Below are 13,943 nucleotides of genomic sequence, written 5' to 3'. Positions count from 1 at the left end.
GGCGCGCCTTCCGTGAGGGGCGCTCGAGCCCCGTGGGTCACGAGGGCAACACGGGCGCGACGCCCTCAGTCTACGCGGGGGCGTGCGGGCGCTGCCGGCAGTGCACCCCTGGAGGCGAACATCAAGACGCCCCTCCCGACCGCGGTCAGGAGGGGCGCTGATTCCTCACGCGGAGGATACGGGATTTGAACCCGTGAGGGCGTGAACCCAACCCGCTTTCCAAGCGAGCGCCATAGGCCACTAGGCGAATCCTCCGCCGCACAGCTTATCGGAGCAGCACGTGCGGCGCGAACCGGGCCCCGCGGGCTGGGGTATGGTCCGACGAATGGGTCACGACCACAGCCATTCCCCCGTGGGAACCGACGGGCGCGCGCGCACTCGGCTGGCCATCGCCTTCGGTATCACCGCCGGCATTGTCCTCGCCCAGGCCATCGGCAGCGTGCTCACCGGAAGCCTGGCCCTGCTCACCGACACCGCCCATGCCCTGGCTGACGCCTCTGGACTGGCGGTGGCGCTGGTGGCGGCCTCCATGATGCTCCGTCCACCCACGAGCGCCCGCACCTGGGGGTTCGCCCGGGTCGAGGTCATCGCGGCCCTGGCCCAGGCCGTCCTGCTGCTGGCCGTGGGCATCTACTCCGCACTCGAGGGCATTCGCCGCCTGTTCCAACCGACGATCGTGCCCGGCAGCGAATTGCTGGTTTTCGGCATCATCGGGCTGGCCGCCAACGTGGCCGCCATCGCCGTGCTGTCCGCGGGCAGGGGGGCCAACTTCAACATGCAGGCGGCCTTTCTCGAGGTCGTCAATGATGCCCTCGGGTCGGTGGGCGTGATCATCGCGGCCATCGTCATCCAGACCACCGGTTTCCAGCGCGCCGACACCGTCGCGGCCCTGTTCATCGCTGCCCTGATCGCACCCCGGGCGTTCCGCCTGCTGCGCCAGACCCTGCGGGTGCTGCTGGAATTCGCCCCCCAGGACGTCAATCTCGACGAGGTCCGCCGCCACGTGCTCGACCTTGACCACGTCAGCGATGTCCACGACCTTCACGCGTCGACCATCGGCACCGGGCTGCCGGTGATCTCGGCGCACGTCGTGGTCGACGACCAGTGCTTCGAATCGGGGCACGCGCCCGACATCCTCGGCCAGATCCAGGCCTGTCTCAGGGAACACTTCCCGGTCTCGTTCCAGCACTCCACCATCCAGCTGGAGACCGCGGCGCTGCGTGAACGCCAGTGCGCCGCGGCCCACGACTAGCGCGTACCAGCAGCCGATCCCAGGATCGTGCCGAAGGCCTCGATGCTGCCCTCCAGCAGGTGCCCGACCGCCCGGTACAGGTCGGTGGTTGCCCCGGCCACGATCAGCCGGCCAAGCTGCGGACCCCAGGTCGCCAGGTGCTGCTCGCAGAAGGAAGCCATCGCCTCGAGCAGGGTGGACTGACCCACCACGTCCCCGGCCTCGGCGGCATTCAGGGCGGTCACGGCGAGCTCGCCGACGAAGGCCAGCTCCAGGCCCATGTGGTCGTCGGGTTCCTTGTTCAGCGCCGGCGCCTGCAGGCCGAACTCGGCGTAGGCGTGGCGCACGTTCATGGTCTGTTCCTGGAACATCAGGCCCTCGTCGTCCCGGTGCACCGACTCCCACGGCGGGGCGGCGAGGGTGCCGGGCCCGACGAACAGCTGGCGGTAGTCCGCCTCCAACTCCTCGGCGGAGGCGGGCTCGGCAATCGCCAGGTCGAGGGCCGCCAGTCCTGCGTCGGTGGACGGGTTCGCCCCCGCCAGCGGCCACGCGGCGACCTGGTCGGCGTCAAGGTTGGCAACCACTTCGGGTGCCGACTCAATGCGCAGCAGCAGGTTCGCCAGAAAGGCGCACGCGGCCGCGACGGCGTCCAGGTCGTCAGTGCTCGGGACGCGACGGGGGGTGCCCAGGTCAACGCTTGTCACAACAGTCCTCCAGAGAATGAGTCGGTGCACAGAGTGTCCCCCTGAACCAGCGGCGCAGGGGGACATTCACGGTGGGTGGGCGCGGTCTGCGCCCGGCAACTACATGCCGGTGCGCACCATGGCCGCGTAGAACAGTTGGCGTCCGATGAACTCGCCGACCAGTACCAGGGCGAATGCTGCCACGGCCAGGTACATGACGATCTTGATGTCCTTGCCCCGGGCCAGCAGGTACAGCAGCACGCTCATCAGCGTCACGGCCAGGAAGACCAGCACGGTCTGGGATCCCGACCAGAAGCCGTACTGCTCGGTGAGGATGCGCAACGACGCCTGGGCGGCTGGGTCCTCGTGGGTGCCGAGGTAGCCGATGTAGGCGGGCAGGCCAATGAACTTCAGGCCCATCATCACGATGCTGCCCAGGGCAATGCCCTCCAGCGAGCGGCGGACCAGGGTCTGCTCCCGGTCGCCGACCTGCTGGCCCCTCTTCTCGCGGACATAGGTGGCGATCACCAGGGCCGCGCCCACCGCCAGACCGCCGACCAGGAGCGCCGTGATGAAGAAGCGCAGCGGGGTGTGGAAGGTGGCCCAGGCGGGCACCGTCCGCAGCGAGTACACCTGGCTGATCGCGTAGACCAGGTAGGCGCCCACCAGGGCGGTGACCATGGCCACGATCTGGCGCAGCCGGTGTCCACCCCACTTGAACCACTGCAGCACCGCGAACAGGGCGCCCAGGCCGAGGAACGCCATGCCGGCCACGATCTCGACGCTCAGCGGCGAATCGGGGAAGTGACGAATGGAGTTGATCGCCCGCAGCGGCGAACCGAGGTGGAACATCGAGGCCATCAGGCCGAGCAGCAGCAGCGGACCGATCGCGTACAGGGCCGGGTCGGTGACCCTGTCCATCACCTTCTGCGGCACCCGGGCGCCGAGGACGTGGATGATGCCCAGCGTGATGAATGAGCCCGCCGACAACGCTGCGGCGATGGTGAAGATCACCAGAGGCATTTCGTGGGTCATGTCAGATCTCCTCGGGGTTGCCGATCGCGCCGGCCTTCGAACCGGACGGCTTGGCCTTGGGATGGGGCAGCACGACCAGGTTCGGCTTGGTGATGCCGGGGTCGGGCAGGGGGGCCACGTCAGCGGTGGCGCCGGGGGCCTGGCGCAGGTCGACGATCTCGCCGAAGCTCAGCGCCCGGGTGGGGCAGGACGCCACACAGGCCGGCTCGCCGCCCTCGGCGACGCGGTCCATGCAGAAGTCGCACTTGGTCATGACGCCCTTGGCGGCGTCGAACTGGGGGGCCGAGTACGGGCAGGCCATCGCGCAGTACTTGCAGCCAATGCACACCTCGGCGTCCACGTAGACGATGCCGTTCTCGCCGCGACGCATCGCGGTGGTCGGGCAGACGTCCATGCAGATGGCGTCCTCGCAGTGGTTGCACGAGACCGACGTGTAGTAGCTGTAGACGTCCTGGGTGGCGGTGCCCTCGGTCTCATTGGTGACCCAGCCGCCGCCGGTGTACTCGGCGACGCGTCGCCAGGTCACGCCCACGGGCAGGTCGTTCTTGTCCTTGCAGGCGATCTGGCAGGCCTTGCAGCCGGTGCACTTTGCCTGGTCGAACGAGAACCCGAGTTGCTTGAAGTTGGCCATCGGTCATGCCTTCCTGATCTCGACAAGCGCCGAGTGCTGTCCGTTGCCCTTGGCGTAGGCGGTGAGTGCGCCCGAGGCCAAGGTGTTCACCGAGCCGCCGAGGTCACGACCGCCGGCCTTCTGTGGGGTGTACCAGGCGCCCTGCGGTATGGAGAGCACCCCGGGGACGATGCGCCGGGTGACGTAGGCGGGCAGCTCGACCTCGCCGCGGTCATTCCAGACGACCACCTGGTCGCCGGCGCTGATGCCCCTGGCCTTGGCGTCGGCGTCGTTGATCCACACGTGCTGGGGGTGCGCCTCCTTCAGCCACGGGCTGTTGCCGTAGGAGCTGTGGGTGCGCTGCTTGTAGTGGTGGCCGATGCACTGCAGGGGGTACTTGTCCTGCAGCGGGTCGCCGGGCATCTCGCGGGTCTGTCGGTAGATCGGCAGCGGGTCGATGGGCTGGCCCTCCTCCTGCGGCCAGTCCTGGCTCATCAGGTGCAGGTTCGAGGACCAGATCTCGATCTTGCCCGACGGGGTGCCCAGCTTGTTCGCCACGGGGTCCGCGCGGAAGTCCTTCATGGCGATCACCGGGTCGAGCTTCTTGCGCCAAACCCCCATCGTGCGCAGCTCGTCGAAGCTGGGCAGGTCCGGAATGGTCTTGCGGGACTCCTCGACCAGCCAACGCACCCAGTCCTCCTGGGTCTTGCCCTCGGTGAACTTGTCCTTGACGCCCAGCTTCTCGGCGATGCCGGTCAGCTGCTCGTAGATGGGCTTGCAGTCGTAGAGGGGCTCGATCGCCTTGTCGCAGAAGATCGTGTAGCCCATGTTGCCGGCGCTGCCCTGAGCCGCCAGGTCCATCTGCTCGGAGGTGGTCACGTCGGGCAGCAGGATGTCGGAGTAGCGCGCCGAGACGCTGAGCTGGTTGTCGATGGTGACGATCATCTCGACCTTGGACTCGTCGCTGAGGATCTCGATGTTGCGGTTGATGTCACCGTGCTGGTTGATCATCGCGTTCGAGCCGTAGTTCCAGATGAACTTGATGTTGGACCCCAGCACGATGTCGTGCTTGACGTTCGCGTTGCCGTTGAGGTTCTGCAGGTCGCGCACGCCGTCCTTGTAGGTCATCCCCTTGCCGCGCTCAATGGCGTCGGGCCACATGTAGTACGAGATGACGGGACGGACGGGGTTCTCAAGCACGGGGAAGCTGGCCATGCCCAGGTTCGCCGACCCCTCGCGGTGGCCAGTGCCGCCACCGGGGATGCCGACCTGGCCGATGACGTTCGACAGCAACATCGGTGCGCGCGAGGCGGACTCACCGTTGGAGTGACGCTGGCTGCCCCACCCGGAGTTGATGCTGCACGGCTTGGTGGTGGCGATCTCGCGTGCCAGGGCGATGATGGTCTGCGCGGGGACCCCGGTGATGCGGGCGGCCCACTGCGGGGTCTTCTCGATGCCGTCGGGGCCCTTGCCCTCAATGTAGGCGCGGTAGGACGAGTTCGCCGGGGCGCCCTTGGGCAGGTGGGCCTCGTCGAAGCCACTGCAGTACTTGTCCAGGAAGGCCTGGTCGTGCAGGTCCTCGGCAATCATGACGTGCACCATGCCGGCCACCAGGGCCGCATCGGTGCCCGGCCGGATCGGCACCCACTGGTCGGCCAGGTTCTGCACGGTGTCGGACAGGCGCGGGTCGATGATGATGACCTTGTGGCCCGACTCCTGCTTGGCCTTCTGGGTGACGAACAGTTCGCCGCCGCCACTCATCCGGGTCTCGTGCGGGTTGTTCCCGAACATCACCACGAGCTTGGAGTTGCGGGTGTCGTCGTTGGAGTTGGACGTGACCCAGCCGCCGTAGTGGAAGTCCAGGGCCGCCTCGACGTTGCCGGCCGAGTAGTCGTTGTAGTGGTCCAGGTAGCCGCCGACGCAGTTCATCAGCCGCGAGATGGCGGTGGCGCGGGGCGGCCACGAGGTGGCGATGGTGGCGCCGAGCACACCGGTGCCGTAGTTGAGGTAGATCGACTCGTTGCCGTGGGTCGAGATCAGGTCCTTGAGCTTGTCAGCGATCAGGGTGAAGGCCTCGTCCCACGAGATCTCCTGCCACTGTCCACTGCCACGCTTCCCCACCCGCTTCTGCGGCTTCTTGAGTCGCTCGGCGGAGTAGATCCGCTGCCGGATGGAACGCCCCCGTACGCACGCGCGGATCTGCTGGCTGCCGAGTTCGTCGTCGCCACCCTCCTCGGGGTCGACGCGGATGATCTGGCCATCCTTGACGGCCAGCAACAGGGGGCAGCGGCTGCCACAGTTCACGGTGCAGGAACTGGTGACGCGCTTGTCCTCGGGGTAGGCCGAACCGGTCGCATCCTCGCTGTCCTTGGAGGCCAGACCGCACCCTCCCAGGCCGAGGACGCCAACCGTGCCGCCGGCGATACCGCTCCACTGCAGGAACCGTCGACGGGTGGGCGACGTGCCCCCCTGGCCGACGCCCCGCTCCTGGATGATGGTCATGAAATCTCCTCAAACTCAGAGTCCTTGTGCGCTCTGCATCGATCGTAGGTGAGCGCCTTTTGTGACTTTCTGGCGGGGGACATGAATACACTGTCGTGAATTACGAAACAAGAATCGATCCTTTTGTTGGTTGAGCCGCGGCCCGACGCACGCTCAGTGAGACAATGGCAGTCCCGATGGCCCCAGGAGGCGTCATGCAACAGATTGAAATTGAACGCAAATACGTGCTGGCCCCGTGGCGCGGCGATGCCGTGCTGGACGACGGCCTGGCCATCGGTCTGACCGAGCCGTACGGCTGGGGTGATCGGGAATCCTTCGGGTTGGTCGCCGACTACGTCGACACCCTGGAGTTGGCGCTGATCCGCAGCGACCACACGCTGCGTCGCCGGGTCGGAGGCGGCGACGAGGGCTGGCACCTGAAGGGCCCGAAGCGTGAGGAGTCCCGGGTCGAGGTGCACCTTCCCTTGACCGCGGGTCGCAGCGCTGCCCTGGTGCCGTGGCAGCTGCGGGCGCAGGTGGCCGATGTGGTGGGCCTGGATGCGCTGGTGCCGGTGGCGCGGCTGGTCACCGAGCGCACCGAGCACCAGATCCTGCGGATCGCCGACGGCGCGGTGGTCGCCCTGATGGCCGACGACAGGGTGCAGGCGACCCCCGTCAACGGGCCCACGAGCACCTGGCGAGAGGTCGAGGTGGAGCTGGTCGACGGGACGGTCGCCGACCTCGACGCCATCGAGTCCCACCTGCGTGACGCTGGGCTGCTCCGCCACGATGGCGGGCCGAAGCTGGCCCGTGCGCTCGGCCTGGCCGAGGCCGACCGGGGCGACCCCGCCGCCGCTGCGGGGACCGCGGACGAGCCGACGACCGTCGGGGCGGTGGTGGTGCGCCACCTGCGGCGCCAGGTCGGCGCCATCCAGGGACTGGAGGGCAAAACCCGCAGCGACGTCCCGGATGCCGTCCACAAGTCCAGGGTGGCCACCCGCCGCCTGCGCAGTACCCTTCGCAGCTTCCGTCGGTTCCTGGACCGTTCGGTCACCGACCCCATCGCCCTGGAAGTCCGGTGGTTGGGCGAGCGACTCGGGGCCCCGCGCGACGCCGAGGTGCTGCGTGATCGCCTCACCGCCGACCTGGCCGCCCTCGAGCCGGAGCAGGCTGCGGGGGACGTGCGCGAGCGCCTGCCGGACGCCCTGGACCGCGCCCACGCCGAAGCCCACGCCGACCTGGTCAGGGCTCTCGACTCGGACCGTACGAAGAACCTGATGGAGGCGCTGGCGGCGTTACTGATCCGCCCACCGCTGCGGGCCGCGCGGGCCCAGCGCCGGGCCGCCCCAGCCCTGGCCCAGGTCTCCCAGCAGGTCACCGGGCGGGTCGCCGCCGCGCACGCCCGGGCCGCGTCCGAACAGGACCCCGACCATCGGCTCGAACTGCTGCACGAGGTGCGCAAGAAGGCCAAGGCCGCCCGTTACGCCCACGAGGCCTTTGGTCATCTCGGGGACGACCGGGCCAGCGCATTGGCCGAACGGTGGGAAGAGGTGACCGAAAGCCTCGGCGAATTGCAGGACGCCACTGTGGCCATCGACCGGCTGCGGGAACTAGCCGCCGAGGCGGCCGTCGCCGGACAGCCCACCGCCCCTTATGAGCTGCTCGTTGCCCGCCAACAGGAGCGCGCCACCCTCGCGCACCAGCATGCCGAGCAGGCACTGTCGAGAGCGTCGAAGCGGTAGGCCCGCCCTTTGCGAGGGGGCGCGGTGAGCGGGTGGCACCACCCACCTAGAATGGTTTCCAGTGGCGACCCATCGCGTGAGCGTGGGGTGTACAAGAAATGCGATCGGCGGTTCTTTGGGTGACACATGGCCGATCAATGACGGGGGCCGCGAAAACAATGGGCTCGAACAATGTGACGGGGGGAAGCGTGGATGCAGGAATGGAGCACCGCTTTTCCCGGGTGCTGACGATGCTGCAAGCCCGTGCCGTCTGCCACGTGGTGGTGCGTTGCGAGGAGCACCCCCATGCCCGGACGCCCGACACCGGGGCCCTCGACACCCGTGCCCTCGACACCCGGGCCAGCGGCGAGGGGAACACCGGTGAGCGGCCCGAACCGTTGGACGGCGCCGACGTCGTCGCGGTGCTGCTGCCGCACTGCCCGTCGGGTGCCGACGACTGGATGCTGGTCGACCTGGCCGTCGCGTCCGGTGGCACCGTGCTGGTCGACCCGTCAACCTGTCCGCCCGAGGCCGGGCAGCTCGAGACCGGGAAGCTCGAGACCCTGTCCCGGCTGACGTCCGGACGGGTCCGTGCGGGCACCGTCGGGGGCGAGCGCATCGTGGTGACCACCCTGTCTGTCTCCCGTCCACCCATGAGCCGACGTGGAATGCTGGCTCGCCGGCCTCCCGAGCCGGTGGTGCCGCACCACTCCGAGGATCCCCGGGCCAGACTGGTGGACTCCTTGCGGGCACTGGGCGGCGACGAGGTTCACGGTGGCGCGCCGGCCCTGGCACTGGATGCCGCTGCCTGCATCGCCTGTGGTGTCTGCGTCAAGGCTTGCGCACACGACGCCCTCGAGCTTGGCACCGCGCAGGGGCGCACCACACTCGTGCAATACCCCGACCGATGCCAGGGGGACCAGACCTGCGTCGTGTCCTGCCCCAGCCAGGTGATCAGCGTCGTGGACCACCACGACTGGACGACGGTGCTCGCCGGCCGCCCCCTGCCCATCGCACGGCTGGCCACCACCACCTGCGATCGCTGCCGGATCACGATTCCTGCCGGTCGCAGCACCTGCCAGAGCTGCGCAGAGCGTGCGGAGGACCCCTTCGGGGTACACCTGCCGCCACACTTGATGGACAGGATTCCGGCGAAGTACCACGACCGGCTGCGGGGCTGACCACGGCACTGGCCGCTGCCGGTACGGGGCCGCGAGGGACACGAGACGCACCACAAACAGACGCACGACAAAGGAGAAGGACATGAGCGAGGACCGCAGCGAATGGCGTCCCTTCATTGAGCGCGCCAGCGCCGCAGTGGGGGTCGACCCCAGCCTGGTTGACGAGGACGTCATTCTGGAATTGACCTCATCGATCGCCCGTGAGGGGGTCCGACCGATGGCCCCGGTGGGTGCCTTCATCCTCGGCCTGGCGGTGGCTGGCGGCGGCGACCCCGGGGCGCTGAAGACCGAGATCGAGAACGTCATCCTGGCCCCCTGAGTCACCTCGGGGACCGTCCCGGGCCGCTGTTCGTGCCGGCCGATCTGATCCTCTACACTGGTCGGCAGGTCCCTCGTGCGGCGTTACCTCGCCCAATCCCCCCAGGGTCGGAAGACAGCAAGGGTAAGTGAGCTCTGACGGGTGCACGGGGGACCCCTCCATGCCTGCTGCCGATCAGCGCTGATGGACCGAGTGGCGATTCGTGTCGGTGCGCTCTCCTAGAGTGGTCATCGTGGACGACGACAGCTATGACGACAGCGACGCGCTGTTCGACGAGCCCGACGAGGGCTTGTTCGACATGCCGGACGAGCAGGATGGCCCGAGCCTGTTCGAGGACGAGCCTGAACCGGTCACACCCGAACCCGTCGCAGTCGAGCCCGGCCACGATGCCGGGGTTGCCGAGACCGCAGTCGAGGAGCCCGTCGTGGCTCCGCGCGCCGACCTGGCGCCGCCACCGGCCCAGGACCGTCCCGAGCGTCCCCGCGACGAGCTGGCCGCGCCGCTGGCCTTGTACCGCCGCTACCGCCCCGACACCTTTGACGAGGTCATCGGGCAGGAGCACGTCACCGAGCCGCTCATGCGTGCCCTGGTCAACAACAAGGTCAACCACGCCTACCTGTTCAGCGGTCCGCGGGGCTGCGGCAAGACCACCAGCGCCCGCATCCTGGCCCGTTCCCTGAACTGTGCCCAGGGTCCGACCCCCACCCCCTGCGGCGAGTGCCGCTCCTGTCGGGACCTGGCCCGCGGCGGCCCCGGCTCGATCGACGTGATCGAGATGGACGCGGCTTCCAACGGCGGTGTCGAGGACGCGCGCGACCTGCGGGAACGCGCCTTCTTCGCCCCGGTGCAGAGCCGGTACAAGATCTACATCATCGACGAGGCCCACATGGTCACCTCGGCGGGCTTCAATGCCCTGCTGAAGCTGGTCGAGGAACCCCCGCCGCACGTGAAGTTCATCTTCGCCACGACCGAACCCGAGAAGGTCATTGGCACCATTCGCTCGCGGACCCACCACTACCCGTTCCGCCTGGTGCCCCCGAAGGTGCTGGTGAACCATCTGCAGAACCTGTGCATGTCCGAGGGCGTCCAGGTCGAGGCAGAGGTGCTTCCGCTGGTGGTTCGGGCCGGCGCCGGGTCGGTGCGCGACTCCCTGTCGGTGCTGGACCAGTTGTTGGGTGCGGCCGGGGCCCACGGGGTCGAATACGTGGCCGCAGCCGCCCTGCTGGGCTACACCCCCGACACGTTGCTGGACGAGGTGGTGGACGCCTTCGCCGCCGGCGACGGGAAGGGGGTGTTCGCGACCATCGACAAGGTGATCGAGGTCGGCCAGGATCCCCGCCGCTTCGCCGAGGACCTGCTGCGGCGGCTGCGCGACCTGGTCATCGTCGCCGCCGTGCCCGATGCCGTGGAGACCGGGCTGATCGACGTCTCCGGTGACCAGGCCGAGCGGCTGTCGCTGCAGGCCGCGGCCATCGGCTCCGGTGAGCTGACCCGTGCCGCCGAGGTCATCGCCGCCGGCCTCACCGAGATGCGGGGCACCACGGCACCCCGCCTGCACCTGGAGTTGATGTGCGCCCGGGTGCTGCTGCCAGGGGCAGACGTCGACGAACGCGGCGTCCATGCCCGCCTCGACCGGCTCGAGCGCCGCCTGGCCGAGGGCGGGGTGCCGGTCGACCATGCCAGCCCTGCGGCGCCACCGGCCCCACGGGAGGAGTGGTCGGACGCCGACCGCGGTCCCGGTGCGCAGTCGCCGAGCCCCGCGCAGGCACCACAGGGGCGCCAAAGTCCGGTCTCGTCCGCGGACCACGCCCCCGCGTCCACACCGCCCCCGGTGCACACCCCGGCCGCCCGGCAACAGCCGCCGGCCACCCAGCAACAACCGCCGGCCGCCCCGCAACAGCAGCGACCCCCCGCGGAGCAACGCCCCAGCGGTCCGCGCCAGCGACCCCACCGCGAGCCGGCGGCCGAACAGCAGCGACCCGACAACGTGGTCCCCCTGCGTCCGCAGTCGGCGAGCCCGACGGTGCGCCCCGGCGACATCGACACCGCCCGAATGCGCCAGGAATGGCCGCGGGTGCTGGAGGAGGTCAAGGGGCGTCGCAAGTTCAGCTTCATCCTGCTGAGCCAGAACGCCCAGGTCGGTGACGTCACCGACGGGCTGCTCACGCTGGTCTTCGCCAATCCCGGTGCCCGCGACAACTTCACCTCCGGTGGCACCAACGACGTGTTGCGTGACTCGATCATCGAGGTGCTGGGCGCCGACCTCAAGATCAAGCCGGTCCTCGACGAGTCGCGCGGTGCGGGCAGTCCGCAGGCACGCGGCCCCGTGGGACGCCCCGGAAGGGACCGGGCCGACCGCGCAGGTGGTCCCCAGGCGCATCCGGCCGACCCGCCGCCGTCCCACGACGAGGAGCCGCCGCCACCGGACGAGGAACCAGAGCCGGACACCGACCGTCGTGGGTTTGGCGAACTGGCCAAGGCCTCGGTGCGTCCGACCACCACCGCCGGGCAGGTATCAGCCGAGACCCCGGAGGTCGACGCGGGGGAGTCGGCCGACGACCAGGTACTGGACGAGTCCGGCAGCTCGGCAGCCGAGTTGCTGATGAGCGAGCTCGGTGGCGAGATCATCGACGAGCGTGAGCGCTGACCACCGACCACCTACGATTGACCCGAACCCGGCACCATCGAAAGGACCCAGATGTTCCCCGAAGGCATGGACATGAACGCGCTGCTCGAACAGGCGCAGGCGATGCAGGCGCAGCTTGCCCAGACCCAGCAGGAACTGGCTGCCGCTGAGTTCATCGGCTCGGCCGGCGGTGACCTGGTGGTCGCCACCGTCTCGGGCACCGGTGAGTTGAAGGGACTGGTCATCAAGCCTGAGGCCGCCGACCCCGAGGACACCGAGACCCTGGCCGACCTGGTCGTCGCCGCAATCCGCGACGCCAACTCCCAGGCCTCGGCGCGGGCGGCCGCCTCCATGCCGCAGATGCCGAACCTCGGATTCTGAGCGCCGTCCGCTGAGGCCGGGGTTTCGGGCCCTCGGCACTAGGATGGGGCAGTGCCCGTCGGGGCAGCCCCACCATCAGGAGTAGTCACTTGTACGAAGGACCGATCCAGGACCTCATCGATGCCCTCGGGCAGCTGCCCGGCATCGGCCCGAAGAGCGCCCAACGGATCGCCTTTCACCTGCTCGACGCCCCGGTCGAGGACGTCGAACACCTCGCGTCGACGCTGCGCGAGGTCAAGGCCAGGGTCAAGTTCTGCGACATCTGCTTCAACGTGTCCGAGGACGAGCGTTGCCGGATGTGTCGGGATCCCCGGCGTGACCAGAGCGCCATTTGCGTCGTCGAGGAGTCCAAGGACGTGATGGCCATCGAACGCACCCGCGAGTTCCGTGGCCTCTACCACGTGCTGGGCGGTTCCATCTCGCCCATTGACGGCCGCGGCCCGTCCGACCTGCACATTCGTGAACTGTGCATGAGGCTGGGGGACGGCACCGTCCAGGAAGTCATCCTGGCCACCGACCCCAATGTCGAGGGCGAGGCGACCGCCTCGTACCTGAGCCGTCTGCTGCTGCCGATGGGGGTGCGGGTCTCGCGGCTCGCATCAGGGCTGCCCGTGGGCGGTGACCTGGAGTACGCCGATGAGGTCACCCTGGGCCGCGCCCTGGACGGACGCCGCTACGTCACCGCCTGAACCCGCGAAAGGGGACCGCGTCAGGAGGTCGCCAGCAGCCGTGGTGCGGGGGTCAGGTAGCTCATGTGCTTCTGGTACGGATCGGTGAACATCAGTTCCACGGGAAGGTCCAGCGGCTCGTAGTTGGCCTTCTGGATCTCGAGTTCGAAGCGCTGCAGGGCCAGTTCCAGGGCGGTCATGTACACCCGTGACTGGGTCAACCCGCCGCGGATGGCGACCATTTGCTGGCCCACCCTCTGGGCGGCAGCAACACAACTCTGGGCCACCGTGATGGCGCACTCGGTGACCAGCTGGGCAGCCACCGCGTCGTCGCGACCTGCTGCCGCGCAGACTTCCTCGGCGAAGCTGGCCACGGTCTCCACCTGGCGCTGGTCAGCCAGCAGGCGCACTGCTGCCTGCAGGTCGATGCCACCGAGCCACTCGTCGGCCAGGTCGCTCAGCAGGGTGGGCTGGCCCACCTCGTCCCGCGCCTCGAAGGCAGCAGCCAGGCCGCGTCGGCCGAGCTCGAAGGCGCCGCCACGATCACCCAGCAGGGGTCCCCAACCGTCGACGCGATGCAGGGCGCCGCGCTCGTCCAGGCCCATCACGATGACCCCCGACCCGACGCTGGCGACCACACCGAACCCGCCGAGTGCCGCGGCGTGGGCCAACACCCCCTCCTCGCACAACCCCAGGGTGGCGTCGGGCCAGACGGACTGCAGCGCTTCGCCGAAGGCATGCTCGTCGGGGGGCAGGGCCGCCGAACCGACCACCACGAGGTCAGGGCTGACGAGGTCATCGAACTGGGCGAACGTGCTCGCCACCGCCGCGACGATGGCGTCGATGCCGTCAGGGATGCCGGGCACGTGGGCAGGGACACCTGGACCGCTCACTTCGACGCCGTCGGAGGTCTTCATGCCAATGGCCGACTTGCCGATGGCGACGATCAGGGCTTCCATGGTGACCTCACGCTGGGGGGTGGCAGTTCCTGCCCACCCCATCATGCC

General features: G+C 68.9%; 12 protein-coding genes, 1 tRNA gene and 1 other RNA gene. 8 read left to right on the top strand and 6 right to left on the bottom strand.

The features are described from left to right. Positions 1-170 precede the first annotated feature (170 nt). Positions 171-255 (bottom strand) — tRNA-Ser (locus IPV09_RS01450). A gap of 70 nt (positions 256-325) precedes the next feature. Between IPV09_RS01450 and IPV09_RS01445 the strand changes: the two genes are divergently transcribed. Further along, the gene (locus IPV09_RS01445) at positions 326-1,252 is read left to right on the top strand and encodes a cation diffusion facilitator family transporter (RefSeq protein WP_207473149.1); all 927 of its coding nucleotides are present in this window, start codon (positions 326-328) and stop codon (positions 1,250-1,252) included. Here the strand turns inward: IPV09_RS01445 and IPV09_RS01440 are convergent. From IPV09_RS01440 to IPV09_RS01425, 4 genes are all read right to left on the bottom strand, one after another. After that, complete coding sequence (locus tag IPV09_RS01440; RefSeq protein WP_207473147.1) at positions 1,249-1,935, bottom strand: molecular chaperone TorD family protein; 687 nt, start codon at positions 1,933-1,935, stop codon at positions 1,249-1,251. The two genes, IPV09_RS01445 and IPV09_RS01440, sit on opposite strands and share 4 nt — an antisense overlap. Before the next feature lie 99 nt (positions 1,936-2,034). Beyond that, entirely contained in the window at positions 2,035-2,949 is a 915-nt protein-coding gene (locus tag IPV09_RS01435; RefSeq protein ID WP_207473146.1) for a DmsC/YnfH family molybdoenzyme membrane anchor subunit, read from the bottom strand. Between the two features lies 1 nt (position 2,950). Then, a complete protein-coding gene (locus tag IPV09_RS01430) occupies positions 2,951-3,580 on the bottom strand; it encodes a DMSO/selenate family reductase complex B subunit (protein ID WP_207473145.1) in 630 nt (209 codons plus the stop codon). Positions 3,581-3,583: 3 nt separating this feature from the next. Next, positions 3,584-6,061, bottom strand: coding sequence for a DMSO/selenate family reductase complex A subunit (locus tag IPV09_RS01425; protein WP_207473144.1), 2,478 nt, complete (start codon positions 6,059-6,061; stop codon positions 3,584-3,586). Positions 6,062-6,255: 194 nt separating this feature from the next. Between IPV09_RS01425 and IPV09_RS01420 the strand changes: the two genes are divergently transcribed. The 7 genes from IPV09_RS01420 to recR all read left to right on the top strand — a co-directional run bounded on the left by IPV09_RS01420 (position 6,256) and on the right by recR (position 12,957). Beyond that, complete coding sequence (locus IPV09_RS01420; RefSeq protein ID WP_207473143.1) at positions 6,256-7,782, top strand: CYTH and CHAD domain-containing protein; 1,527 nt, start codon at positions 6,256-6,258, stop codon at positions 7,780-7,782. 200 nt (positions 7,783-7,982) lie between these two features. Continuing rightward, on the top strand, positions 7,983-8,942 hold the full coding sequence (locus IPV09_RS01415; protein WP_207473142.1) for a ferredoxin family protein: 960 nt from the start codon (positions 7,983-7,985) through the stop codon (positions 8,940-8,942). Positions 8,943-9,024: 82 nt separating this feature from the next. Beyond that, on the top strand, positions 9,025-9,261 hold the full coding sequence (locus IPV09_RS01410; protein WP_207473141.1) for a DUF6457 domain-containing protein: 237 nt from the start codon (positions 9,025-9,027) through the stop codon (positions 9,259-9,261). A gap of 64 nt (positions 9,262-9,325) precedes the next feature. Next, positions 9,326-9,422: signal recognition particle sRNA small type (gene ffs, locus IPV09_RS01405), an RNA gene on the top strand. Between the two features lie 137 nt (positions 9,423-9,559). Next, positions 9,560-11,908, top strand: coding sequence for a DNA polymerase III subunit gamma and tau (locus IPV09_RS01400; protein WP_207473243.1), 2,349 nt, complete (start codon positions 9,560-9,562; stop codon positions 11,906-11,908). Positions 11,909-11,959: 51 nt separating this feature from the next. Further along, a complete protein-coding gene (locus IPV09_RS01395) occupies positions 11,960-12,268 on the top strand; it encodes a YbaB/EbfC family nucleoid-associated protein (RefSeq protein ID WP_207473140.1) in 309 nt (102 codons plus the stop codon). An 89-nt stretch (positions 12,269-12,357) separates the two neighbouring features. Further along, complete coding sequence (gene recR / locus IPV09_RS01390; RefSeq protein ID WP_207473137.1) at positions 12,358-12,957, top strand: recombination mediator RecR; 600 nt, start codon at positions 12,358-12,360, stop codon at positions 12,955-12,957. A 20-nt stretch (positions 12,958-12,977) separates the two neighbouring features. Here the strand turns inward: recR and IPV09_RS01385 are convergent, their stop codons facing one another. Then, on the bottom strand, positions 12,978-13,940 hold the full coding sequence (locus IPV09_RS01385; protein WP_207473135.1) for a BadF/BadG/BcrA/BcrD ATPase family protein: 963 nt from the start codon (positions 13,938-13,940) through the stop codon (positions 12,978-12,980). Positions 13,941-13,943 lie beyond the last annotated feature (3 nt).

The organism is Tessaracoccus sp. SD287 (assembly GCF_017355265.1).
Classification (GTDB): Bacteria; Actinomycetota; Actinomycetes; order Propionibacteriales; family Propionibacteriaceae; genus Aestuariimicrobium.
The sequence above is the reverse complement of the archived record's forward strand: the minus strand, read 5'-3'. Positions and strand labels throughout refer to the sequence as shown.

Excerpts from the sequence above, each read along its gene's own strand:
- IPV09_RS01445 (WP_207473149.1), top strand. The coding sequence starts at position 326 with ATGGGTCACGACCACAGCCATTCCCCCGTGGGAACCGACGGGCGCGCG.
- IPV09_RS01435 (WP_207473146.1), bottom strand. The coding sequence starts at position 2,949 with ATGACCCACGAAATGCCTCTGGTGATCTTCACCATCGCCGCAGCGTTG.
- IPV09_RS01430 (WP_207473145.1), bottom strand. The coding sequence starts at position 3,580 with ATGGCCAACTTCAAGCAACTCGGGTTCTCGTTCGACCAGGCAAAGTGC.
- IPV09_RS01425 (WP_207473144.1), bottom strand. The coding sequence starts at position 6,061 with ATGACCATCATCCAGGAGCGGGGCGTCGGCCAGGGGGGCACGTCGCCC.
- IPV09_RS01420 (WP_207473143.1), top strand. The coding sequence starts at position 6,256 with ATGCAACAGATTGAAATTGAACGCAAATACGTGCTGGCCCCGTGGCGC.
- IPV09_RS01415 (WP_207473142.1), top strand. The coding sequence starts at position 7,983 with ATGGAGCACCGCTTTTCCCGGGTGCTGACGATGCTGCAAGCCCGTGCC.
- IPV09_RS01410 (WP_207473141.1), top strand. The coding sequence starts at position 9,025 with ATGAGCGAGGACCGCAGCGAATGGCGTCCCTTCATTGAGCGCGCCAGC.
- IPV09_RS01400 (WP_207473243.1), top strand. The coding sequence starts at position 9,560 with ATGCCGGACGAGCAGGATGGCCCGAGCCTGTTCGAGGACGAGCCTGAA.
- IPV09_RS01395 (WP_207473140.1), top strand. The coding sequence starts at position 11,960 with ATGTTCCCCGAAGGCATGGACATGAACGCGCTGCTCGAACAGGCGCAG.
- IPV09_RS01385 (WP_207473135.1), bottom strand. The coding sequence starts at position 13,940 with ATGATGGGGTGGGCAGGAACTGCCACCCCCCAGCGTGAGGTCACCATG.